Source organism: Paenibacillus hamazuiensis (genome assembly GCF_023276405.1).
GTDB lineage: Bacteria > Bacillota > Bacilli > Paenibacillales > NBRC-103111 > Paenibacillus_AF > Paenibacillus_AF hamazuiensis.
In genome coordinates this window covers 1,767,124-1,790,213 of the sequence record NZ_JALRMO010000001.1, presented here as the reverse complement: position 1 = coordinate 1,790,213, position 23,090 = coordinate 1,767,124, and the positions used below count along the sequence as shown (strand labels likewise).

Genomic DNA, 23,090 nt, shown 5'->3' with positions numbered 1-23,090 from the left:
TTAAAACGCTGTCTTATTTTTCAAGCTCAACTTACCCCGAGTTGCAATTGAACCGCCTTCTGCCAGCCGCTGTATGTCCGCTCGCGGAATTCGTCGTCTTTCTCCGGCGCAAATGTTCGGTCCAGCTCCCACAGTGTTTGAATTTCATCCAACCCGCTCCAAAAACCGACAGCAAGTCCGGCCAGATACGCCGCTCCGAGCGCCGTCGTCTCGTTGACTTTGGGGCGGGTTACGCTGACGCCGAGCAGGTCCGCCTGAAACTGCATGAGGAAGCCGTTTTTTACAGCGCCGCCGTCGACTCTCAGCTCGGGCAGACGGATGCCCGACTCCTCTTCCATCACCTGCAGCACGTCGCGGCTCTGATACGCGATCGCCTCCAGGGCGGCGCGCACGATATGCGCCCTGCCAGTGGCACGGGTCAGACCCGTCATGATGCCGCGGGCGTGCGGGTCCCAATAGGGCGTGCCGAGCCCGGTGAACGCCGGCACGAAGTAGACGCCACCCGTATCCTCGACCGACCGGGCGATCGCTTCCGTTTCCGCCGCGTTATCGACGATGCCGAGCCCGTCGCGCAGCCACTGGACGACCGCGCCGCCGATGAATACGCTTCCTTCCAGCGCATAGGTTACCTTGCCGCCGAGTCCCCAGGCGATCGTCGTGAGCAGCCCTTTTTGCGATGCGACCGGCTTCTCTCCGGTATTTTTCAGGATGAAGCAGCCGGTGCCGTACGTGTTTTTCGCCATACCTTCGGCAAAACATCCTTGCCCGAACAGCGCAGCCTGCTGGTCGCCGGCCGCTCCGGAGATCGGGATGCCCGCGCTCTCACCTCCGAGTACCTTCGTGTATCCGTATACTTCGCTGCACGGCTTAACTACAGGCAGCATCGAACGCGGAATGCCGAATTCGGCCAAAATCTCGTCATCCCAATCGAGCGTATGAATATTAAACAGCATCGTCCGCGACGCGTTGGAAAAATCCGTCATATGGACGGCCCCTTCGGTCAAATTCCAGATGAGCCAGCTGTCGATCGTGCCGAACAGCGCTTCGCCCGCATCGGCTTTCGCCCGGATTTCCGGATGCTCGTCCAGCAGCCATTTCAGCTTCGTCCCTGAAAAATACGGGTCCAGCACGAGCCCGGTTTTGCGGCGGATCGTCGGCTCGAAGCCGTTCTCCTTCAGCGTCCGGCATATGCCGCTCGAACGGCGGCACTGCCAAACGATCGCATTATAAAGCGGTTTGCCGGTGGCCCGGTCCCAAACGACCGTCGTTTCGCGCTGGTTGGTAATGCCGATGGCAGCTATGTCTGCGGCGGAGATGTCCTTAACCGCTCGCCGCAAAACCTCGAGTTGAACGCGACAAATCTCCCCCGCGTCGTGTTCGACCCAACCGGACTGCGGGAAAATTTGCGTAAACTCCTGCTGCGCCATGCTTACAATCTGCCCCTGCTTATTGAACACAATCGCACGGCAGCTCGTCGTGCCCTGATCTAAAGCGATTACATATTTGCTCATATAAGGCCTCCAATAAGAAAAATCGGGCTTGCCCGGCTCAAAGCGGTTGCACCTAATCTCAAGTGTACCCCAGCGGAAGGGCGTTAGCAATTATTGATTTTTGCTCTGCCGTGACACCGTGGTGTGCGTAATCTCCGGGAAAACGCAAAAAAGAAAACGGAGCAATAGCGGAACGATTTGTTCCGTTAAAGCTCCGTTTTGATGCATATCGGGATACTTGATAACGTGCCGGACAACCGGATTGCAGCCGCTTTGCGGTACGGCATTCTCGGCAGTTACGCTCCTTCTGTCCGCGCCAGCAAACTTTTCAAATAAGCGTCCAGCCGCTCGATCATCAGCCTGTCCGTCAATCCGGTTACGCCGAGCGCGGTCCAACCCGGGTATACACCGGGCGGACCGGGAAGCGCCTCTATAAGCGATAAAAGGTCCCAGTACGGGTCGTAGCGGAAAGCCGATCCGGCGCATATTCCGTAAGCCGATAAAAATGCGTCCGCTTCGGCAACACCGAACAGACGTGCAAGATTCAATCGGCAGTGGCCGATATCGATCCCGGCCGGCCCGCGGCAAGCGTTCACCCAATCGACCACCCCGCTGACCGCACCTGCGGACCATAACACATTGGTCGGATGATAGTCCCGATGAATAAAACACGGCTTAAACTCGGGACGCGGTCCTTGAACGATGCGTATCGCTGACTCCCACAATTCCGGAAAACGCGACCATGAAGGTACTGAGAGCGACGCCACATCGTTGTACGTATAATAAGTCCATGGAAAATCACCGGCGTCCAGAGCGTGTATCCGCACCAAAGCTTGGGCCAGCCCGTTCAGCCATCGATCCATGTTTTGCGGCTGCAACCGAACCGCGCCGTCCAGCCGCGTCATCAGCACGGCGGGTATGCCGCATTCGCTGCCGGTTTCGTCGAACGCGACGAGCTGCGGCGTCGGCAGCCCGGTACGTGCCGCCCGGCGCAAGCTTTCCGCTTCATGCCGGGCGAGATCGGGCTCATTGCGGAGCCATTCCCTGTCGTGAAACCGGCGCAGCACAAAATGCTTCGTTTCGCCGTTCACCTGAACGGAAACGCTGTGAACTAGAGCCGACATGCCCCCATGCAGCGGGCGAACCGATCTCACCTCAGCTCCTGCACCCGCAACGTCCATAACCCACCCGAGAACGAGGTCCGGCAGCGAATTTTCAAGTTCCGGCGCCATATGCGGCCACCCTTCCGTTGAAGATTAGCGGTTACTTTATTTTCACCTGATTTAAGCTTTCGCCCCGTCCAGAACCCCCGGGAACATGCCCGTCGATATCATGAGCCGGTTCCAGCTGTTAATCGTAATGATCGCCATGAGAAGCACAACATACTCTCTTTCGTCGAAAAAGGTGCGTATCCGGTTGTACAGCTCATCCGGCACACCGTGTTCGGAAATTTTCGTGACGTACTCCGTCAGCTCCAGCGCCGCCTTTTCCTTATCGGTAAAAAACGGCGTTTCCCGCCAGACGCCGATCAGCTGCATCCGCCGCTCCGACTCACCCATTTTGCGCAAATCGTTCATATGCATATCCAGACAGAACGCACAGCCGTTGATCTGCGAGGCGCGGATTTTGATCAGCTCGTAAATCGTCTTGTCAAGACCGCTCGAAGCCATCAGCTCCTCGAATCTGAGCATGGTCCGGTAAGCTTCCGGATACACTTCGCGATGTTTCACTCTTACTTCCATATGAATCTCTCCTTCGGATAAAATGGTCTTTCGTTATGAAAGACAATTCGCCTCGGAGATTTGTGACCAAAACCGCGACAATTTATCCGGATTCGAGATAAGAAAAATTTGCTCGAGACGCCCGTCCGGATCAAGATCGAACAGAAAGATGAACTTGAGCCGGCCTTCTGTCAGCAGCAATATTGCTTTTTGCCCGTTGGCCGTAGTTTGACGAATATCGCCCTGAAGCGAGCCTTTGCCGTAAATGCCTTGGAAGAAAGCGACGATGCGATCCCGGCCGACAATCGGAACCAGCGCCGCACGCGTCTTGCCCCCGCCATCGGAAACGAGCCTCGCTTCCTCGGCCAGAACGCCCACCAATGAATCGAACCGGCCTGTGCGAACAGCCTCCATAAACAGCTCTGCGAGACGACCCGAGGTTTGTTTTGCAGCCGTCCGATCCATGCCGCGCTGCGGCAGCTTTTGCCGGGCCCGGCTGTACAGTTTGCGGCAGCTCACTTCGGATTTGTCGAGCACCTCTGCGATTTCCTCATAATCGTAGTAAAACGCCTCCCGCAGCACGAATACCGCCCTTTCCGCTGGGGTCAGCTGCTCCAGCATAACCAGAAACGCATACGAAACGTCTTCACGCAGCAAAGCGGCGTCCTCGGGCAGCGCTGCGCTGTCACTGAGCACGGGCTCGGGAAGCCACGGCCCCGTATACACCTCACGCTGCTTGCGCGCCGACTGCAGCACGTTCAGGCAGCGGTTCGTAACGGCCTTGACAAGATAGGACTTCCAGCTTGTCACCCGGAGCTCGTCCAGCTTCTCCGGCAGCGCGGCAAACAGGTCCTGCACGATATCTTCCGCATCTGCCGCGGTTCCGAGCATCCGGTAAGCGACGGAAAACAGCACCCCTTTATATTCGCGGTACAACGTCTCCACATCCATAACCTCACCCTCCTCTCTCCGGCTGGGAGTAACTTTCGGGGAAAAAAGAGAAGCCGACATCTCGTCCGAGACCGCTTCCCTCTTGAATCACATTAAGTTTTCCGGGTTAAGCCGCTCCAGCTCCGGCACAACGAATCGCCCGTCCTTGCGGACAAGCACGTCGTCGAAATACATTTCGCCGCCGCCGAATTCCGGGCGCTGGATAAGCACCATATCCCAATGTACGGACGAACGGTTGCCGTTGTCCGCGTCCTGGTAGGCGTTGCCCGGCGTGAAATGAATGCTGCCGTCGATTTTTTCGTCGAACAAGATGTCCTTCATCGGCAGCTTGATATAAGGATTGACGCCGATCGCGAACTCCCCGATAAACCGCGCGCCTTCGTCGGTATCGAGAATTTCGTTCAGCTTTTTCGTGTTGTTGCTCGTCGCTTCGACGATTTTGCCGTTTTCGAAACGGAGCACGACGTTTTCAAACGAGGTCCCCGCATAGATCGTCGGCGTATTGTATGAAATGACGCCGTTTACCGAGTCGATCACCGGAGCGGTGAACACCTCGCCGTCGGGGATATTGTTTTTGCCCGCGCATTTGATCGCCGGAATGCCTTTGATCGAGAAATGCAGATCCGTACCCGGACCGACGAGCCGCACTTTATCGGTGCGCTGCATATAGTCGACGAGCGCGTCCATCGCCTCGGACATTTTGCTGTAATCAAGATTGCACACATCGAAATAAAAGTTTTCGAACGCTTCCGTGCTTGTGTTCGCAAGCTGCGCCATCGACGGGTTCGGGTAGCGCATAATGACCCACTTCGTATGATTGACGCGCTGATCGAGCACCGGCCTCATGTACTGGGTCGTGTACAGCTTCATTTTATCTTCCGGCACGTCGGACAGCTCGGTGATGTTGTCTCCGCTGCGCACCGCAATATAGGCATGCATCTGCTTCATCCGGTTCAGCTCGATGTCGCGCAGCCGCGCGTACATTTCCTGCGTTCCTCCAAGCATCAGGCTGCGGGTAACGGCCGGCTCGCGAATCTCGATGAACGGATGCCCTCCGGCATCGTAAACTTCCTCGATGAGGCATTTCGTCAGTTCGTGGTCAGGGACGCCGATCATTTCGATCAGTACGTTTTCCCCCGGCTGCAGATTGACGGAATACCGGACGAGATTCCGGGCGAACACTTTCAAACGAGGATCTCTCATGTTTATCCAATCTCCTTTAAACTCGCGGATTCATAGGCGGGAATTGCATAAACTTACCATATTCAATGTACCCGTTTTTCATGAAAAGTTCAAATGTACAACGATGGCTGTATTCCTTTTTTTATATAAAACGGTTGTCACGCTGCGGCCAACATGATATGGTTGAATATATCCATGTATATCGATTGGAAAACTATGCTTAATTTCGGAGGGAACTTTCATTATGGCATCTGTCGCGCAAAATTTGACCGATCTGATCGGCAATACTCCGCTGCTCCAATTGAACAATTATATGAAAAGCCATCTACTCGAAGCGCGGCTTTTGGCTAAGCTCGAGTATTTCAATCCGGCCGGAAGCGTGAAAGACCGGATCGGCTTCGCTATGATTAAAGATGCGGAGGAAAAAGGCCTGCTGCACAAAAACTCCGTCATCATCGAGCCGACGAGCGGCAATACCGGGGTAGGTCTCGCTTTTGCCGCCGCCGCGCTCGGATACCGGCTGATCATTACGCTGCCGGACACGTTCAGCATCGAACGCCGCAAGCTGCTCGTCGCGCTTGGCGCCGAGTTGGTGCTGACGCCGGGAAACGAGGGAATGAGGGGCGCGATCCGCAAGGCGGAGGAGCTTGCCGGCCAAATTCCCGGAGCGTTTATCCCGCAGCAGTTCAGCAATCCGGCCAACCCGGATATTCACAGGCGAACGACAGCTGAGGAAATATGGCGGGATACGGATGGCGAGGTCGATATTTTCGTTGGCGGCGTCGGCACCGGCGGAACGGTTACCGGCGTCGGCAGCGTGCTCAAAGAGCGCAAGCCGAAGGTGGAGGTCGTCGCGGTCGAGCCCCACGACTCGCCTGTGCTGTCGGGCGGCCAGCCGGGTCCGCATAAAATCCAGGGCATTGGCGCCGGCTTCGTCCCGCCCGTATTCGACCGTTCGGTCGTGGACGAAATCGTGCAGGTGAAAAACGAAGACGCCTTCGACACTTCGCGTAAGCTCGCCCGCACGGAGGGGCTTCTTGTCGGCATATCCTCAGGTGCGGCTGTCTTCGCCGCCGTGCAAATCGCCCGCCGCCCGGAAAATAAAGGCAAAACGATCGTCGTTTTGCTGCCCGACACCGGGGAGAGGTATTTGTCGACTCCGTTGTTCCAGGAAGGATGACCCCTTTAAGACGTCCATCAACATTTTTCAAAATAAACAGAGGCTGTCAATAGCGGGTGTTTCCCACCATAAGGCAGCCTCTGTGCTTTCAATTTTTAATTGATCGATCAGCAGCTGAAATTATCCTGCAACAACTCGTGGGGCCGCTGCGAAGCAAGCGCATCGGTGTATGTTTGGCAAATTACGCAGGCACGCAAAGAGACTTTCCTAACGCGGCAATTGCCGCTTTGGAGAAAGCCTCTTGTTTCGAACTATTGTTCTTCGTAAATGATAACCGATTTCGTCTCGTCTTCCCATTTTACAACCGCTTTCAGCGCTTCGCTGACGAATCGGACCGGCACTACCGTGCTGCCGTTCTCGATGGCCGCCGGCACTTCAAGCGTCACCTCTTGTCCGTTGACATAAGCCGTTTTGCTGTCGATAAACAGCTTCACCGAAATGCCGTCGCGGGTGACCGTTACGGATCGTTCATCCGCGTTCCAGCTCACTTCCGCTTTTAATGCCTCGGAGATAGCGCGAAAAGGCACCAGCGTATTGCCGTCGCGGATGAAAGGCCGAACTTCCATGGAAGGTTCGTCGCCGTTGACGTACAGCTGCACGCCGTTTTTGCCGAGTTTTTCATACAGCTTGCCAAGCTTTTTGTAGGAATCGATGTTTTTAATATTCGCTTTGATCGCTTCCTTCTGCACATACACCGCATCGGTCACGCTTCCCTGCTTGTCCAGCAAATCTGCCGCCGCGGACAGGGCCGCGTCCTTTTCGTTCAATGCTTCCAATTCCGCCTTTTGCTCATCGCTGAGCTTGCTGCCGTATTTGCTCAGGAGCAGGTCGGCAATCACCGCTCCCGCCGGCTTGTCCTTCACATTTTCAATAGCATTCAAAAGACCTTTGAATCCGTTTTTGCCCTTGTCCTCGTATGTACTGGATGTAACGGTCGCTTGCGTATCTGTCCCCGATTTAACTTCTTTTTCCTTCTCCGGAGCTTTGACCGTTGCCGCCGTTGCCGCTTTTTCAGCGCCTCCCCCGTTCTCCGGCTTAGCCAATGCCGAACCGCTCATCAAGCCCGTTGCGACGATGCAGGATGCCGCGATGATCCATGTTTTGTTTCTCACTAATGATTCCTCCCTGAAAATGTTGTCGAATATGTCTCTAACTTATTCGCAGCCCCCTGCGGCTTTATGGGGGCGCATTCGACAAATCCATTCAACCGGGCAAACCTCCGACGATTAGCGAAACATGTTCATCGATGCGAAAACGCAGCGCGGAATGCGCTTCCCATACACCGCCCGCAGATTCAATGTGGTAATGATACTCCTTCCCTTGAAACTGGACGTTGACCACCTTGCCTGGAATCCCCGGCCGATCGGGCTGGAGAAGCGCAAGCTGATCCGGTCTTACCGGAAACAATCCGCACGTTTTAAAATATTCGGCCACCTCCGTCCCGTCCCATAGAGCTTCCCCGGCTGATCCATGCGGGAAAAAGAAATGACCGTTCCACCGGCCGGGAACCAAATTGGCTTTCGCCACAAATTTGGCGACGAATTCCGTTTCCGGCCTGCCGTAAATTTGCTCCGGGGAACCGACCTGCTCGATGGCGCCATCCTTCATGACCACGATCCGGTCGGCCATAGCGAGCGCCTCGCCCTGATCATGCGTGACGTAAACGACGGCTGTTCCCGTGTGCCGGTGAATCGACTGAATTTCCCGGCGCATATCCATGCGCAGCATCGCATCCAGGCTGCTGAGCGGTTCATCCATCAAAAGCAGGGCGGGCTCGGCGGCAATCGCCCTGGCGATGGCGACGCGCTGCTTTTGTCCGCCGGACAGCTCATGAGGCATCCGCTTCGCAAAATCGCTTAAACCGACCATCCGGAGCACCTGCAAAGCTCTTTGCTTCGCATTCTCCCTTAAGGCGGGCGGGGTTTCCTTGTGATGGCGGAGCGGAAACAGCACATGCTCCATCACGTTCATATGCGGCCATAACGCAAAAGCCTGAAACACCATGCCGATTTTCCGTTTTTCCGGAGGCAGGCTTACCCCTTTGCCCGCAGCAAGAGTTCCGCCGAAATAAATTTCGCCTTCCGTAGGCTGCTCGAAACCGGCAAGCAATCGGAGCAGCGTCGTTTTCCCGCAGCCTGACGGCCCGAGGACGGCGACGAATTCCCCGTCCGCTATCGACAAATCGACGGACCGTAACGCATGAACGTTTCCAAAATGTTTTGTTATCCGAATCAGATCGATACTCATGACCGAACACCTCTTTTCGCCTGAACCTTCTGCAGCGTATAGATCACGGCCATTCCGGCCAAAATCAGGGCGATGACGAGGCTGGATAAAGCGGTGGAGTACATCGTATCTCCGGCCTGCTCGAAGCCGTACACCGTCACGCCGATCGTTTGCGACCCGGCCGACCAAAGGATCGCCGACACCGTAAGCTCGGTAAGTGCCGTCAAGAAGACGAGAATCCCTCCGCCGAGCAAACCGGGCGCCAAAAGCGGGAGAAGAATCCGCAGCCATTTTCTCCGCCGGTCGGCGCCGAAAATATGCGCAGCTTCCTCCATGGAAACGTCTATTTGCATAAACGCCGAGATGCCCGATCTCACCTGTAAAATTAAAAAGCGGCAAACATATGCGATAAACAAAATTTGCATACTGCCGTAAATGCCGGGGTTCCAGCCGGGAACCGGCTCCATCCAGACGAAAATCATCGCCAAGCCGAATACGATTCCCGGCAGTGTAAACGGGAGGGCGATCACGATTTCGGCTGTTTTGGCAAGCCAGGACGGCCTCCTCACCCGAACGTACGCGATCCAGGTGCCGAACGCAAAGCAAATCCCGAGCGTGACGGCTGCAAGCAGGAAGCTGTTTTGCATGGAACGCCATACCTTCGTGCTCTCGAATAAAATATACTGGTAGTGATCCAAAGTTAAGTTAGGCAGCGTAAACGGCACACCGTACGCCTTTTTCAAAGAAACCGCCAACATGGACAAGGACGGTACAACCGTAATGACGGCCAGGAAGCCCCACAGCAGCAAACTAACAAGCGTCCTATACGGCCCGAGAAAATATCTTGGACTGTCGTCCGGCACGCCCGCGTCAAACGGATTGTTTTTTCGGACGAGCAGCCACTGCAGCATTGCACCGGCGGCGGCAAACAGGACTAGCACGACGGAAAGGGCGGCCCCTTTGGAAAAAGCGGACGGACCGAAGCCGATGATCTGCTCGTAGATGAGCGTGCTCAAGACGGAAATATGGGCCGGGATCCCCAAAAAAGCCGGGATGCCGAAATTGTCGAGGCCCGCCAAAAACGCAAGCAGACCGCCGCCGGCCAGTCCCGGCAGCGCTATGGGCAATGTAACGAGAAAAAACGTTTTGACCTTCCCCGCTCCGCCGGCCCTCGATGCCCATTCCAAATCGCGCGGCACCTTTCGGAATACGTCAACGGAAAGCAAATAAACGAGCGGAAAATGATGGATCCCCATCATAAAAATGATACCTCCATAGCTGTACATGCTCCATGGCTTCGCATTCGGGTCGACAAGGTGAAGCAGATACGCCGCCGGGCCTTGAGTCCCCATCAGCGAAGTCCACGAAATCGTCAGCACATAGGAAGGGATCATATAGGAGAAAAGAATGGCCATTTGCAACGCCTGTTTATATTTCAAATCGGTATATGCGACAAACCAGGCCGTTACCGCACCGAGAATAACCGCCAGCAGCGAAGAGCCTATGACGATCGCAGCGGTGTCCTTCAATGTTTTCCACGTTCGGGGCTCCTGGAGCAGATCCGCGTAATGAGCAAATGTGAAGCCGGAATCGTGCTGCATGCTTAACACGATCAGTTTGACGACCGGCAGGGCGAAGAAAAGCGCCAATACGGCAACCGGAAGCAGCAGCGCGCATTTCTTCGCGGCTGCAAATAAAAAGAAGAAGAGGCCAGCGCCGGCCTCGACTCCGTCTCTTTTGGATTGAATCGTCTGCGGATTCGTATTCATTGCTGACAATGCCCCGCTCCCTTATTGCCCGAACAGCTGGGTAAATTCTTTTTTGTCGGCTTCGCGAGCTTCCGTCAGCTTGGTAATATCCGATGAAATGACTTTGAATTCGGATAGGCTTTTCAGCCCTTTCGGCGCTTGAACGCCTTCGCGGATTGGGGTGTACCCGATGTCGGAAGCCAGCTTTTGCCCGTCCTCGGAAAGCACGAAATCGACGAACGCCTTTGCCGCTTTGTCGTTTGCGGTATCCTTCATAATGCCGATGGGCTCCGTAATGACCGGCACACCCTCCGACGGGTAAACCGGCTCCACCGGCGATCCTTTCGCTTTTTCCCGGGCTACCAGGTAGTCGACGACCATACCGTACGATTTTTCCCCTGCCGCCACCGCCTTCAGCACCGCTCCGTTGCCTTGAACGACGGATATGCCGCTGTCCTTAAGGCCTTTGAAAAAGTCCCAGCCGAAGCCGTCCGTGCGGGTTAATACGCCGACATTATAGGCTGCGGCTCCGGAATACAGTGGGCTCGGCATGATGGCGGCGCCCTTGCTTTCCGCGGAGGAGAGCGCCTTCCACGAGGTCGGCGGGGTTTTTACCTTCTGCGTGTTGACCGCAAGCACGGTAGCCATCACCTTCGTGCCCGAATACATGCCGTCCGGGTCGACCAACGTTTTCGGTATTTTATCGAGCTGCGGAGATTTATAGGAAAGCAGTAAATTTTGTTTTTTGAGCCCTTCGAACGTGACGGAGTCGGCGAGCAGCAGCACATCGGCCTGAACTTTGCCGGCTTTGTTCTCCGCCTGAATTTTGGCCGCCACCTCTTCGGTGCCGGAGCGGAACGTTTCCACTTTCACATCGGGATACTTCTTGTTGAAGGCTCCCGTGAGCTTCGTCGCGTCCTCTTCCGGTTGGGAGGTGTAGAACACCAGCTTTCCGGAAATCGGCGCCGACGCCTCTTTAGTCGCACCGCCCGCAGCGCTCTGGTTTCCCGCCGTTTGCGTGGAGGCGGGCTTGTCCTGCGAGCCGCACCCGCTTAATACCAACAAGGCTGCAAAACCTGCAATCAAAGCTTCTTTTTTCATCATATGTGCTTTCTCTCCCCTGCTTTTGTTTTGTGTAAGGTTTTCCCCATTATAGCGGTCATTTGTCATGCGATTGTAAAGCGAACCGTTCGGTTTTGTTAACGGCTCCGCCTTTTTCCTCCAAGAAAAAAAGCGCCGCATATCCTTAAGGGATACACGGCGTATGACGGTTATTTTTTTACGATCCGCTCGTACAGATAGTCCGCTATATGCACGGCCTGCATTCGCGAGGACATTTGCTCCCGCTCGATGCCCAGCTTCATTTGCAGCAGGCAGCCGGGGTTGCTCGTTAACAGGTAGGAAGCGTTCGTTTCCTTTACATGCTCCATTTTGTGGTCCAAAATTTGCGTCGACATTTCCGCCTGGATCAGGTTGTAAATGCCGGCCGAGCCGCAGCAGCGGTCGGACTGCTTCAGCTCGACGAAACGGGCGTTTTCCACGCGGCTCATCAGGTTGCGCGGCGCATTGGCCGACCGCATCACGTTGCGCAGATGGCACGAGTCCTGGTACGAAAAAATTTCCGCCGACGCCGCCTGCTCCGCTTCCGGTCCATGGCCCGCAATCCCCGGTTTCCCGGCAGCTGCGGCCGAAAATTGTGGGATGCGACCTTTTTCCAATATGATCTGGCTGACGTCCTTCACCTTGGATGCGAACCAAGCGGCATCGTCCGCCCATTCGGGGTCGTCGTGCAGCAGATGGTCGTATTCGACGAGCAGTGCCCCGCAGCCACCGGCGTTGGAGACGATGTAATCGACGCCGGCCTCGCGAAATGCGCGGATGTTTTGCCTCGCCAGCAGCTTCGCCTGGCTCGTTTCGCCGCTGTGCGCGTGCAGCGCGCCGCAGCAAGTCTGGCTGTCGGGAATGGCGACTTCAAAGCCGCATTCCGCCAGCAGCTTGACCGTGTTCACGTTCGTATCCGTGAACAGGATGTCCATGATGCAGCCGCGAAACATGCCGACGCGGGCGACCTTTTCCCCGGCGGCCGGATACAGCGTCACGCCGAGTTTTTGCACGACGCCTTCGGACGAAGCGTCCGGAAGGATGCGCTCCATCTGCTCCATATGCTTCGGGAACAGCTTCATAACGCCCAGTCCGCGAACCGCGGCGCGCAGGCCGCTTTTTTGGTACACCTTCAGCCCGAGACCGACCATCCTCATTCTTTTCGGATGCGGGAACAGATGCTTGAACGTCAAACTTCGTGCCATGCGGACCCACGCCCGGTGCTCGGTATGCTGCTCGATCGCGTCGCGCGTCTGCTCGAGCAGGTGGCCGTATTTGACATCGGACGGACAAACCGGCTCGCAGGCGCGGCAGCCGAGACACAGGTCCATCTGCGCCTTGAACGTCTCATCCGGCGCCATATAGCCGTCGACGACGGCTTTCATGAGCGCGATGCGGCCCCGCGGCGACGCGGCCTCAAGCCCGGTTTCCTTAAACGTCGGACACGCCGGCTGGCAGAAGCCGCAGCGCATGCAGTTCGTCAGCTCGTCGTAATTCAGCGTCAGCTTCATCCGCTCCGCGAGCGCCTTCGTCTCGCCGGCGAGCTCCGCCTTCGGCATCGTTTGCTGTGTACTCATCGCTGCACCACCACTCTTTTTCGCGACTGCTTCGCGAACATTTTGCCCGGATTCATGATGCCGTTCGGGTCAAAAGCCGCCTTAACCGCTTTCATCAGCTCTATGCCCGCAGGCCCGACCTTCCACTCCAGATAAGGCGCCTTGACCATGCCGACGCCGTGTTCTCCCGTAATCGTTCCGCCGAGCCGGATCGCCGCATCGAAAATTTCCGCGAACGCTTCCTCGACGCGGTGAATCTCCTCCTCCTTGCGGGCGTCCGTCGGGCACGTCGGATGCAAATTGCCGTCGCCGGCATGGCCGAACGTGCATATTTGCAGGTTATATTTTTGCGCGATTCGGTTGATTTCCGTCACCATGTCGGCGATTTTCGAGCGCGGCACGGTGGCGTCCTCGAGAATTGTCGTCGGGCTGATGCGCGCCAGCGTCGACAGTGCGCTGCGGCGCGCCATCATGAGCTTGTCGGCCTCCTGCGCGTTTTGCGCGACCTTCACCTCGGCGCCCTCTTCCTCGCAGATGCGGATGATCGCATCGATGTCTTTGCCGACGACGCTTTCGTCCCCGCCGTCCTGCTCGATCAGCAAAATCGCATCCATCTCGACCGGCAGCCCGATCTTGTTGAATTCCTCGACGACGCGGATCGTCGGATTATCGAGAAACTCGAGCGTCGACGGGATGATCCGGTTGCCGACGATCTTGGAAACGGTGCGCGCCGCCGCGTAAATGTCCTTGAACATGGCGAGCATCGTTTTTTTGTATTGCGGAGCGGGAAGCAGCTTGACGATCGCTTCCGTTACGATCGCAAGCGTCCCTTCCGAGCCGACGAGCAGCTTGGTCAAGTCATAGCCCGCCACGTCTTTGTACAGCTTCCCCCCGGTGCGTATGATGTCTCCGTTTGGAAGCACCGCTTCCAGCCCGATGACGTAATCTTTCGTCGTGCCGTATTTCAGGCCGCGCAGGCCGCCCGCGTTTTCCATAATGTTGCCGCCGAGTGTGGAAACGATCATCGAACCCGGATCCGGCGGGTAAAAAAGCCCCAGCTCCTCGACCGCCATATGAAACTCCTTCGTGTTCAGTCCCGGCTGCACGGTCGCCGTCAGGTTGTCCTGGTCGATTTCGATCAGCCGGTTCATCCGGTTCATCACCAGCACGACGCCGCCTTCCACCGGCACGGTGCCTGCGCACAAATTGCTTCCGGCCCCCCGGCCGACGACCGGAATGCGGTGTTCGTTACACACCTTCAGCACGGCCGACACCTGCTCCGTGCTCAGCGGATAGATGACGGCATCGGGCATCGACTGCACCATTGGCGTAGCATCGTAGGAATGCGCAATAAGCGACTCCATATCGTCGCGAAAGTTCGCCTCTCCCACAATATCGCGGAAACGACGGCGAACGGAATCTGTTAACATGTTTTTCCCTCCCGTGGACATGATTGTTCGTGCAAAGCGGCGGCACCTCTCATCTGCACAAAATTAATCAGGTCATCTGATGACTTTACACCGATTATACTGTATCATTAAATTATTGCATAGGGGGTAGTCGGAATGAATTTTAATCGCATCAAGCCGAAAAAAGGATCGGAGATCGTGCTCGAGCAAATCCGGACGAGCATCGAAAACGGCAGTTTAAAACCCGGGGACAAGCTCGCCTCGGTCGTCGAGCTGGCCGGCAGCTTCGGCGTCGGCCGCTCGACCGTCCGCGAAGCGCTGAGCGCGCTGAAGGCGATGGGCTGGCTCGATATCCAGCAGGGCGGCGGCACCTACGTCAGCAAGGAGCTGCCCCGGGACAAGCCGGCGTCGACAGGCGGATTGTATCAGACTGAGCCTTTCCGCGAGGTGCTGGAGGTGCGCAAGTTCATCGAAGCCGGATGCGCGTCTCTGGCGGCCAAACGCCGCACGGAAAGCGACCTCGCCGGGCTGGAGAACACGCTGCGCACGATGGCGGACACGCTGGACGACGAGGCGGCAGGCGAGCAGGCGGATATCGCGTTTCACCTGCAAATCGCGCGGGCGGCTCACAACTCGCTGCTGCTGCAGACGATGGAATCGCTCCATCAGCGGCTGCAGGACAGCATGAAGGAGTCGCGGCGGCTCTGGTTTTACGGCGAGCGCGCTTCGGCGGAGCGGCTGCTCGCGGAGCACACGGCGATCTACGAAGCGATTCGCGACGGCAACGAGGCGCTCGCTGCCGAACGGATGGCCCAGCATATCGACAAGGTCGACGCCGTGCTGCAGAAGCTGCTGTAACCGACACGGGTCGATACCGCGCTGCGAAGCAGATGTAAAAGGCCGGGGCAGACACCGCGCTGCGAAGCCGAAGTAACCGTCCGAAGCGGACACCGTGCCGCAACATAAGCCGCGTATCCGTCCGAGGCTGATACCGCGCTGCGAGCCGATGATCCGACTGAAGCAGGTGCCGTGCTGCAACAAAACCCGCGTATCCGTCCGAGGCAAGTATCGCGCAGCAGAAACTGAACTCGCTTAATAGCAATATGGTCCGGTTAACGCGTCGCACGGAATTTATAGGTTTGACCTAAGCGGGGAACCGCCCGGCAGTCCGAAATAACAGGGAACCGTCAACCGCTAAATTAAGTAGTATATAAACATAGCGGAACCTGCGTTCGCTATTTCCCCTATAAATGGGCATGTTGAAAAAATAGAGGAACTGAGATGCGCTATATCGGTGCAAAATGGCTTGAGGAGCGGGTAAGCAAACAATTAGCGCATCTGAGTTCCGCTAATTTTCAAAAATATCCGATACTGTCCCACTTAGCGAACTGCAGTTCCGCTATGGTCCCACTTAACCTGACGACATTCCGTTCAAACGGCGGGACTTCCCACGTACCGGGCTCCTCGCCTTTTCGTCATGCAGGTGGACCGGCTCGAACCGCTAATCACCGAGCGACGCCCAGTCCGTGATGTAAGAGCGTCGAGCCGGATCCGGCGGAACAGGGAATGACGCGCTGCAGCTGCGCTAAATATTTCCGCGGCCCTGAAATTTCCGCCGCCCTGAAATGATATCGATGCGTTCCACATGTGCTGCATGCCGTTCAGCGGTACTTGCTCCAATCCTTGCTGTTGTTCAGCAAATACTCGAAATCGTTTTCCAGCCGCTTTTCCTCGGCTTTGCGCTCGGCTTCCCGGCGCTCCCTTTCCTCCAGCTTGCGCTTCTCCTCCGCCGCCTTCATCTCATCCGCCTGCTCTTTCAGCTTGCGGGCGACTTCGGGAGAGAGCAGATCCTTCAGCGTGGCCGGTTTTTCTTGGGGCGCAGGTGCGGGTGCCGAAGCATTTCCCTTCTTTTTCGCCATATCCATTCTCCTTGCAAAGGTTGTCTTGTTCTCAAGCGATGTAATTTATTTTATGACGTCGGGGTCTGCAAAGCAACAATCGCCCAAGAAATATCGCTTTCAAATGAATATGATGTACCACCTTGCATAAAGGATGGTGAAATGATGGCAGGCAGAGGATCCACTTACCGCAGAGGAGGCGGCAGCATCTTTGTTCCGAACTGCGCTAGATTTTGCCGAAACGTGTGCACCCGCTTGTTTATTTTCGGCAGGCAGCAGTGCATCGCCGATTGCTTAAACTGCGCAGGTCTCGTCGGAGGTACCAAAAAGAAAGCCGGCGTCGCAAAAGTGTCGCGGAAAAGAACGTGCAGCTGCGGCTGCGGCAAGTGTCATAAATAGCTATACCTTCACGAATGGGAGAGCCGGAGCTCTCCCGTTTTTTGTGACAGCCGGCAAGCTTCGCGCTCTAATACCTTCATACTCTTCTCAGCCGTTCCGGGCTTACCGTGCCTTCGCAAAGACAAAAAAAGAGACCCAGATGCGGGCCTCTCCGGTTATCTTCATTTTTGCGGTGCACTCTAAGCTCTACGGCTTGACAAACACCGTCTTGATCGAAGTGAAAAACTCGATGGCCGCCTGCCCCTGCTCGCGGGAATGGGAGCTCGACTGCTTCATGCCGCCGAACGGCGCCTGCAGCTCCACCCCGGCCGATTCCGCGTTAATCCGCACAAGTCCCGCGTCCATGTCGCGGATGAATTCAAGCATGCTGCCGATATTTTTCGTAAAAATCGAAGCGCTTAAGCCGTACTTCACATCGTTGGCGATATCAAGCGCTTCCTGAATCGTTTCCACCTTCATTAGCGCGATGACCGGCCCGAAAATTTCCTCCTGGGCGATCGTCATGCCGCGCTCGACGCCTTCAAATACGGTCGGCTCGACGAACCAGCCGGACTCGTACTCCTCGCCGGCGAGTCGGTTTCCGCCGCAAAGCAGCCAAGCTCCCTCCTGCACGCCTTTATCGATATAATGCAGCACCGTATTCAGCTGAGACTCGCTGGCGCACGGCCCCATCCACGTATCGGCCTTAAGGCCGTCTCCCACTTTGATCGTTTTGACTTTGGCTAGCAGTTGTTCCTTAAATGTATCGTAAATGCCGCTTTGAACGATGACCCGGCTTGTCGCGGTGCATTTTTGCCCCGTGGAACGGAAAGCTCCGCTGATCGTCGCCTCCAAAGCCTGCTCCAGATCGGCGTCGTTTGCCACGATGACCGGATTTTTGCCGCCCATTTCAAGCTGATATTTCGCCCCGCGCTTCAGCGCCCCGAGACCTACCTGCTTGCCGACGGTATCGGAGCCGGTAAACGTGACGCCCTGAATATCCGGGTGATCGATGATGCCTTGGCCGATGACCGAACCGCGTCCGGTCACGAAGTTGAGCACGCCTTTCGGCAGCCCCGCTTCATGGAAGCACTCGATGATTTTGGCTGCGGTGACCGCCGTTTCCTGCGCGGGCTTAAACACGACCGTGTTGCCGTAGATCAGCGCCGGCGCGATTTTCCAAATCGGGATCGCCACAGGAAAATTCCACGGCGTGATCACTCCGACCACGCCAAGCGGAACGCGCGTCGTAAACATCAGCGCTTCGCTGTCCGTCGACGGAATGACGTCGCCGATCTTGCGCATCCCTTCGCCGGCGTAATAGCGGAGTATCGCTATGCCCCGCGCCGTTTCGCCCTTCGCCTCGGGGAACGTTTTGCCCATTTCCCGCGTCATCGTTGCGGCGATATCGTCGATGCGCGCTTCGATCAGGTTTGACACTTTGTACAAATAATCCCCGCGGACCGCTCCGGCCAGCTTCCGCCATGTTCCCGCCGCTTCCTTTGCCGCTGCTGCCGCTTTATTTAAATCTTCCGGCGCCGAAACCTGCACATACCCGACCACATCGCCGCGGTTTGCCGGGTTCAGGCTGGGCTCGGTTTGGCCTGCGGACGAAGACGTCCATTCGCCGTTTACATAATTCAAATAGGTTTTCGTTTCGCTTACGGTGCTGCCCATAACTCCGTTTCCTCCTCCGATTTGAAAAAATGATGTCAAGCGGTCTGCGTCCGTTCCTGCCGCTCGGCGGCAGCCACCGGATTCACCAGCACGCCGATGCCGCCGATTTCAATTTCGATGCGGTCCCCCGGCGCGAGCGTGAACTCGTTCGGAGGCACGATGCACGTGCCGGTCAGCAGTACGGTGCCGTCGAAGATCGCGTTATCCCGGCACAGAAACGAGACAAGCTCATCCAGGCGCCTTTTGAGCTGCCCTGTGGAAGCGGTTCCTTCGACGGCCAGCTCTCCGTCCCGGTAAATGCGGCAGGCGAGCGAAAACGCGTACGGATCGTCGACGGTTTCGGCAAGCCGGATGGCGGGGCCGATCGAGCAGGAGTTGCGCCACATTTTAGCCTGCGGCAAATACAGCGGATTTTCGCCCTCGATATCGCGGCAGCTCATGTCGTTGCCGATCGTATAGCCGACGATGCGGCCGGTTCGCGTCAGCACAAGCCCGAGCTCCGGCTCGGGAATTTGCCACTGCGAATCGCTGCGCAGCATGACGGACTGACCCGGACCGACAGTACGCGCCGCCGTCGATTTGAAAAAGATTTCCGGCCGCTCCGCCTCGTACACCTTGTCGTAAAAGGTTGTCGCGTCGAGCTTTCCGCCCGTCGCCTCGTAGTTGCGCGCCGCGCGGCTGCGTTCGTAGGTGACGCCCGCCGCCCATACTTCCGGCGCTTCGATCGGGACCAGCAGCGGAAGCGACTCCATCGGTGCAGGCAGTGGAGCCGTATGCGAGATTGCGTCCTGTACGAGCTGAAGCGGCGAAGTTCCGGCGGCGTCGGCCGCCTCGACCAGCTCCATGAAATGGCGGTGCGGAAGCTCGTATACCGCTCCTTCGTCGGTGACGGCCGCAAGCTGCGGCTGCCTGTCCTGCCTGGCGTATCGAACGATTTTCATGCGGTGATATCCTCCTTTAGCTTTTATAGCCCATATGGGCGGAAATATCGGCCGCCGTTTGTTTAAGCAGCCGGACATACCCTTCGAACATATGGTCGTCTACGCCGGAAACGAGCATCGACAAGCTGACCGCCGCAACGACCTGACCCGTATGGTCCCTGACCGGTACGGCGGCGCAGCGGACGCCTGGTTCGTTTTCCTCCCGGTCGTAGGCAACTCCCTGCTCGCGCACGGCGGCAAGCTCCCTGAGGAAATCGGCCTCGTTGTCGATCGTCTGCGGGGTGCGCCGCTCGTAGCGATAGTTTTGCAGCAGCGTCATCAGCTCCTCCTGCTTCAGGTACGCGCCGAGCGCTTTGCCGACGGCGCTGCAATGAAGCGGGATTCTTCGGCCGATGCGGGAGTAGCGGATGGCCGCCTTCGGCCCTTCGACTTTGTCGATGTAAACGCCCTCATTTCCGTCGAGGATGACAAGATTAACCGTTTGCCCGGTCTGGGCCGATAATTCCAGCAAATATTTGCGGGCCACGGAGCGGACGTCCATCGTTTGCAGCAGCAAATTGCCGCGCTCGAACAGCGCCATGCCGAGCCGGTATTTGCCGGATTCCTCGTCCTGCTTGATGTATCGGTAAGCCTCCAGCGTTTTGAGCAGCGAATGGACGGTGCTTTTGTGCAAATTCATCCGTTTGCTGATCTCGGTAATCTTCAGTTCCGTCGTCTGTTCGTCGAATAAATTTAAAATTTGCAGCGCCCGTTCCACGGACTGAATGATCGGCATAAAAACTCCTTCTGTATGTATTTTGTTTGATATTATAAAACCATGTTTTACTATTTCGCTACACCTCTACTATATGACAACAAACATCGTTTCAGCAATATGTTTTATTGTGAAATTTTCGGAACCGGGCGCCTTTTTCCCGCTGACGACTACAATTCGACACACCCTCACAAATTCCGACATTCGCTCGAACTTTATAACAGGCCGGACCTTGCGGCTGGAATATTTTTCAGCTTATGTTAACCATAATTATATGTTATTGTTAACTTGTACTAATTACACCAAGGAGGTACCTGCATGATTAAAAAATGGACAAGTTTGTTTTTACTGCCTGCATTGGCATTGGGAACTCTTCAGATCGGCACGAAGGCAGCCGATGCGGCAAGCTACGGGACCATCGTTCACGACGTCAACTTCCGCACCGAGCCTAACGTAAACGCAAGCCGCATCCGCTATTTGCAGGACGGCGAACAAGTACAAATTATCGATGCCCCCAATAAATATTGGTACAAAGTCAAGGATAAAAACGGCAAGGTCGGCTACGTCAGCTCGCTGTCCCAATACATAACTGTCGGAGGATCGTCTTCCGGAGGTTCGTCTTCGGGCGGTTCGTCCTCGGGATCGGGTTCTTCCGCGAACACTTCGGCAGCGGCGGCCAAGGTTATTGCGGCCGGTAAAAAATATATGGGCACTCCATATGAATTCGGATCGAACCGTTCCGATACTTCGACCTTCGATTGCTCCGACTTTGTGCGCCAAGCTTTCAAGGATGCGCTTGGGATCACGCTCCCTACCGACTCCCGCAAGCAGGGCGACTATGTGAAGGCCAAAGGAAATACGACGACGAACTGGAAAAATTTGAAGCCGGGCGACCTGATGTTCTTCATGGGATACCGCGGCACATCGAAATCCAGCTATCCGTCCGATACTTCGGGCCAACGCATCGAGCATGTCGGCATTTACCTCGGAGACGGCAAAATACTGCATACATATTCCAAAGCGTCCGGCGGAGTCCGAATTGATAGCATCGCAAACCGCCACTGGGAATACCGCTTTATTTTCGGAGGCAGCGCGTTATAATTACCTTAACCGCCTCAATCATATGTTCGGCTGGAAATCGTACGCGCAAGCGATGTCCCGGCCGGACATTTTTTTATGTTCCGTCCCGTTTATTTTCGGCCGCTTTCCGTAAACTTTTCGCTTCGGCTCAGGACCGAAGCATGATATAATAGGGCCGATTGCACACGTTATCCTCGGGAGATGCCACAATGCTCAAATTTGCAATAGCTTTTTTTAAAACGCTTTCAGCCCGAAAATTATGGCTGGCCCGCCTATGCGGCTTCGGCCTCCTCAGCATCATCTGCCTGGCCGTTACCACATCGGGATACGAAAGCGGCAAGCGGGTCATCGTCCTCGGCCCCGTTCCCGAGCTCACCGGAGAACAGCTTAAGCGAAAGCCGAACATCGTTGTCGTGCTCAGCGAAGCGTTCTGGGACCCGACGCTGATTCAAAGCGTCAAGTTCAGCCGCGACCCCATCCCGTTTTTTCATGCGCTGGCCGAAAAGCATACGAGCGGCTGGCTGCTTTCACCGCAATTCGGCGGCGTTACCGCCAACGTCGAGTTTGAGGTGCTGACCGGCAATTCGATCCGCTTTCTGTCGACCGACACGGTCGCTTACGAGGAGCATGTGCATGCGAACATCGACTCGCTGGCGAGCATTTTGTCCGGACAAGGTTACCGGGCGACGGCTGTCAGCGCCTTCTACGACTGGTTCGCAAATACGCGGCAAACGTTCGAACGGTTTGGCTTTTCCCGTTTCATCAGCAACGAGTTTTTTGGCGCGAACGAATACGAAGGTCCCTATCTCGCGGATCGGGCGGTCGCCAGGCGGATTATCGAGGAAAGCCGGAAAACGGACGGGCCGGATTTCATATACGCCAATACGATGGAAAATCATTATCATTTCTATCCGGGCAAGTTCAGGCGCAATACGATCGACGTCACCGGCGATATTCCGCGGGCCGATATCGGCATCCTCGAAACGTATGCGCAGGGCATCAGCGATGCCGACCGGATGCTCGAGACGCTCGTCGATTATTTCACCCGCTCGCAGGAGCCGACGGTCATCGTCTTTTTCGGCGATCATTTGCCGCATTTCGAAGAGGACTACCGGGTGTACCGGGATACCGGGTATATAAGCGGGGACAGCGATCCTCAATTTTTGGAAAAGATGCATAAAACGCCGGTCATCGTCTGGAACAATTTTTCCCGCCAGCCCAAAGAATCGCTCGACATCAGTCCGTCGTTTCTCGGCCCTTACGTGCTTAATTTGGCCGGAGTGCAGGGAACGCCTTATACGGAGTTTTTGTACAACCTGTCTAAGCGAATGCCGATTTTCCCGCCGAAGGAGTACTTTGACAAGTACCGGATCAACCAAGCCGATGTCGCCGAATACGAAGCATGGCAATCCAAAATGCTGGCCGGCGAGCTGACCGACCAAAGTGCGCGAACGCTTGTCATGGGCTACGACTCGCTCGCCATCACGGAATTTGCACCGGCTGAAATCTCTGCCGGCGAACCGTTCAAAACCGACTTCGGCCGGCAGACCGTCAGCATCAGAGGCGGCCCCTTCGGCCAGGCCACCGTGCTGACTGCGGGCGGCAAACCGCTTGAAACGACGTGGGTCAGCGAGTCGACTGTTACCGCGACGCTGCCCAAGGAAATGTACGAAAAGCCCGGCAGCCTTGAGCTCAAAGCACAAGTCATCGACGAAAAAGGAACTGTGCTGGCGGAGTCGAAGCCTGTGGAAATTAAGGTCGTTAACAAGTAAGCGGCAGCTACGGTGCGGAAAGCATA

19 protein-coding genes are annotated in these 23,090 nt (G+C 56.2%); 4 read left to right on the top strand and 15 right to left on the bottom strand.

Annotation, left to right across the window (positions count from 1 at the left end; translation table 11 throughout):
• Nucleotides 1–26 precede the first annotated feature (26 nt).
• From glpK to MYS68_RS07570, 5 genes are all read right to left on the bottom strand, one after another.
• Nucleotides 27–1,511, bottom strand: a complete 1,485-nt coding sequence (gene glpK, locus MYS68_RS07590; protein ID WP_248925251.1) for a glycerol kinase GlpK — start codon at nucleotides 1,509–1,511, stop codon at nucleotides 27–29.
• 275 nt (nucleotides 1,512–1,786) lie between these two features.
• Nucleotides 1,787–2,722 (bottom strand): phosphotransferase family protein, encoded by a 936-nt coding sequence (locus tag MYS68_RS07585; protein ID WP_248925250.1) that lies wholly within the window; start codon nucleotides 2,720–2,722, stop codon nucleotides 1,787–1,789.
• 51 nt (nucleotides 2,723–2,773) lie between these two features.
• Nucleotides 2,774–3,232: a carboxymuconolactone decarboxylase family protein gene (locus tag MYS68_RS07580; protein WP_248925249.1), complete on the bottom strand. Its 459-nt coding sequence runs from the start codon at nucleotides 3,230–3,232 to the stop codon at nucleotides 2,774–2,776.
• 33 nt (nucleotides 3,233–3,265) lie between these two features.
• Nucleotides 3,266–4,162 carry an RNA polymerase sigma-70 factor gene (locus MYS68_RS07575; protein WP_248925248.1) on the bottom strand — a complete coding sequence of 299 codons (897 nt, stop codon included), beginning with the start codon at nucleotides 4,160–4,162 and terminating at the stop codon, nucleotides 3,266–3,268.
• Nucleotides 4,163–4,249: 87 nt separating this feature from the next.
• Nucleotides 4,250–5,365, bottom strand: coding sequence for an aminopeptidase (locus tag MYS68_RS07570; protein ID WP_248925247.1), 1,116 nt, complete (start codon nucleotides 5,363–5,365; stop codon nucleotides 4,250–4,252).
• Between the two features lie 223 nt (nucleotides 5,366–5,588).
• Between MYS68_RS07570 and cysK the strand changes: the two genes are divergently transcribed.
• Complete coding sequence (gene cysK / locus MYS68_RS07565) at nucleotides 5,589–6,524, top strand: cysteine synthase A (protein ID WP_248925246.1); 936 nt, start codon at nucleotides 5,589–5,591, stop codon at nucleotides 6,522–6,524.
• Between the two features lie 251 nt (nucleotides 6,525–6,775).
• Here cysK and MYS68_RS07560 read toward each other — a convergent pair whose 3' ends face one another.
• From MYS68_RS07560 to MYS68_RS07535, 6 genes are all read right to left on the bottom strand, one after another.
• Nucleotides 6,776–7,582 (bottom strand): stalk domain-containing protein, encoded by an 807-nt coding sequence (locus tag MYS68_RS07560; RefSeq protein ID WP_275983780.1) that lies wholly within the window; start codon nucleotides 7,580–7,582, stop codon nucleotides 6,776–6,778.
• Nucleotides 7,583–7,727: 145 nt separating this feature from the next.
• On the bottom strand, nucleotides 7,728–8,771 hold the full coding sequence (locus MYS68_RS07555; RefSeq protein WP_248925244.1) for an ABC transporter ATP-binding protein: 1,044 nt from the start codon (nucleotides 8,769–8,771) through the stop codon (nucleotides 7,728–7,730).
• Complete coding sequence (locus MYS68_RS07550) at nucleotides 8,768–10,519, bottom strand: ABC transporter permease (RefSeq protein WP_248930842.1); 1,752 nt, start codon at nucleotides 10,517–10,519, stop codon at nucleotides 8,768–8,770. The genes MYS68_RS07555 and MYS68_RS07550 overlap by 4 nt, the downstream gene beginning before the upstream one ends.
• A gap of 21 nt (nucleotides 10,520–10,540) precedes the next feature.
• Entirely contained in the window at nucleotides 10,541–11,602 is a 1,062-nt protein-coding gene (locus MYS68_RS07545) for an ABC transporter substrate-binding protein (RefSeq protein ID WP_420852099.1), read from the bottom strand.
• Between the two features lie 167 nt (nucleotides 11,603–11,769).
• Nucleotides 11,770–13,176 (bottom strand): (Fe-S)-binding protein, encoded by a 1,407-nt coding sequence (locus MYS68_RS07540; RefSeq protein ID WP_420852098.1) that lies wholly within the window; start codon nucleotides 13,174–13,176, stop codon nucleotides 11,770–11,772.
• A complete protein-coding gene (locus tag MYS68_RS07535) occupies nucleotides 13,173–14,585 on the bottom strand; it encodes an FAD-binding oxidoreductase (RefSeq protein WP_248925243.1) in 1,413 nt (470 codons plus the stop codon). The genes MYS68_RS07540 and MYS68_RS07535 overlap by 4 nt, the downstream gene beginning before the upstream one ends.
• A gap of 135 nt (nucleotides 14,586–14,720) precedes the next feature.
• Here MYS68_RS07535 and MYS68_RS07530 point away from each other — a divergent pair, with 135 nt between their 5' ends.
• Complete coding sequence (locus tag MYS68_RS07530) at nucleotides 14,721–15,422, top strand: FadR/GntR family transcriptional regulator (protein WP_248925242.1); 702 nt, start codon at nucleotides 14,721–14,723, stop codon at nucleotides 15,420–15,422.
• A gap of 803 nt (nucleotides 15,423–16,225) precedes the next feature.
• Here MYS68_RS07530 and MYS68_RS07525 read toward each other — a convergent pair.
• From MYS68_RS07525 to MYS68_RS07510, 4 genes are all read right to left on the bottom strand, one after another.
• Nucleotides 16,226–16,483, bottom strand: a complete 258-nt coding sequence (locus MYS68_RS07525; RefSeq protein WP_248925241.1) for a YqkE family protein — start codon at nucleotides 16,481–16,483, stop codon at nucleotides 16,226–16,228.
• Nucleotides 16,484–17,047: 564 nt separating this feature from the next.
• Nucleotides 17,048–18,517: an alpha-ketoglutaric semialdehyde dehydrogenase GucD gene (gene gucD, locus MYS68_RS07520; protein ID WP_248925240.1), complete on the bottom strand. Its 1,470-nt coding sequence runs from the start codon at nucleotides 18,515–18,517 to the stop codon at nucleotides 17,048–17,050.
• A 35-nt stretch (nucleotides 18,518–18,552) separates the two neighbouring features.
• A complete protein-coding gene (locus tag MYS68_RS07515) occupies nucleotides 18,553–19,458 on the bottom strand; it encodes a fumarylacetoacetate hydrolase family protein (RefSeq protein WP_248925239.1) in 906 nt (301 codons plus the stop codon).
• A gap of 16 nt (nucleotides 19,459–19,474) precedes the next feature.
• Entirely contained in the window at nucleotides 19,475–20,233 is a 759-nt protein-coding gene (locus MYS68_RS07510) for an IclR family transcriptional regulator (RefSeq protein WP_248925238.1), read from the bottom strand.
• A gap of 297 nt (nucleotides 20,234–20,530) precedes the next feature.
• Here MYS68_RS07510 and MYS68_RS07505 point away from each other — a divergent pair, with 297 nt between their 5' ends.
• Nucleotides 20,531–21,313, top strand: a complete 783-nt coding sequence (locus MYS68_RS07505) for a C40 family peptidase (RefSeq protein ID WP_248925237.1) — start codon at nucleotides 20,531–20,533, stop codon at nucleotides 21,311–21,313.
• A gap of 188 nt (nucleotides 21,314–21,501) precedes the next feature.
• Nucleotides 21,502–23,064 carry an LTA synthase family protein gene (locus MYS68_RS07500; RefSeq protein WP_248925236.1) on the top strand — a complete coding sequence of 521 codons (1,563 nt, stop codon included), beginning with the start codon at nucleotides 21,502–21,504 and terminating at the stop codon, nucleotides 23,062–23,064.
• The last annotated feature ends 26 nt before the right edge of the window (nucleotides 23,065–23,090 follow it).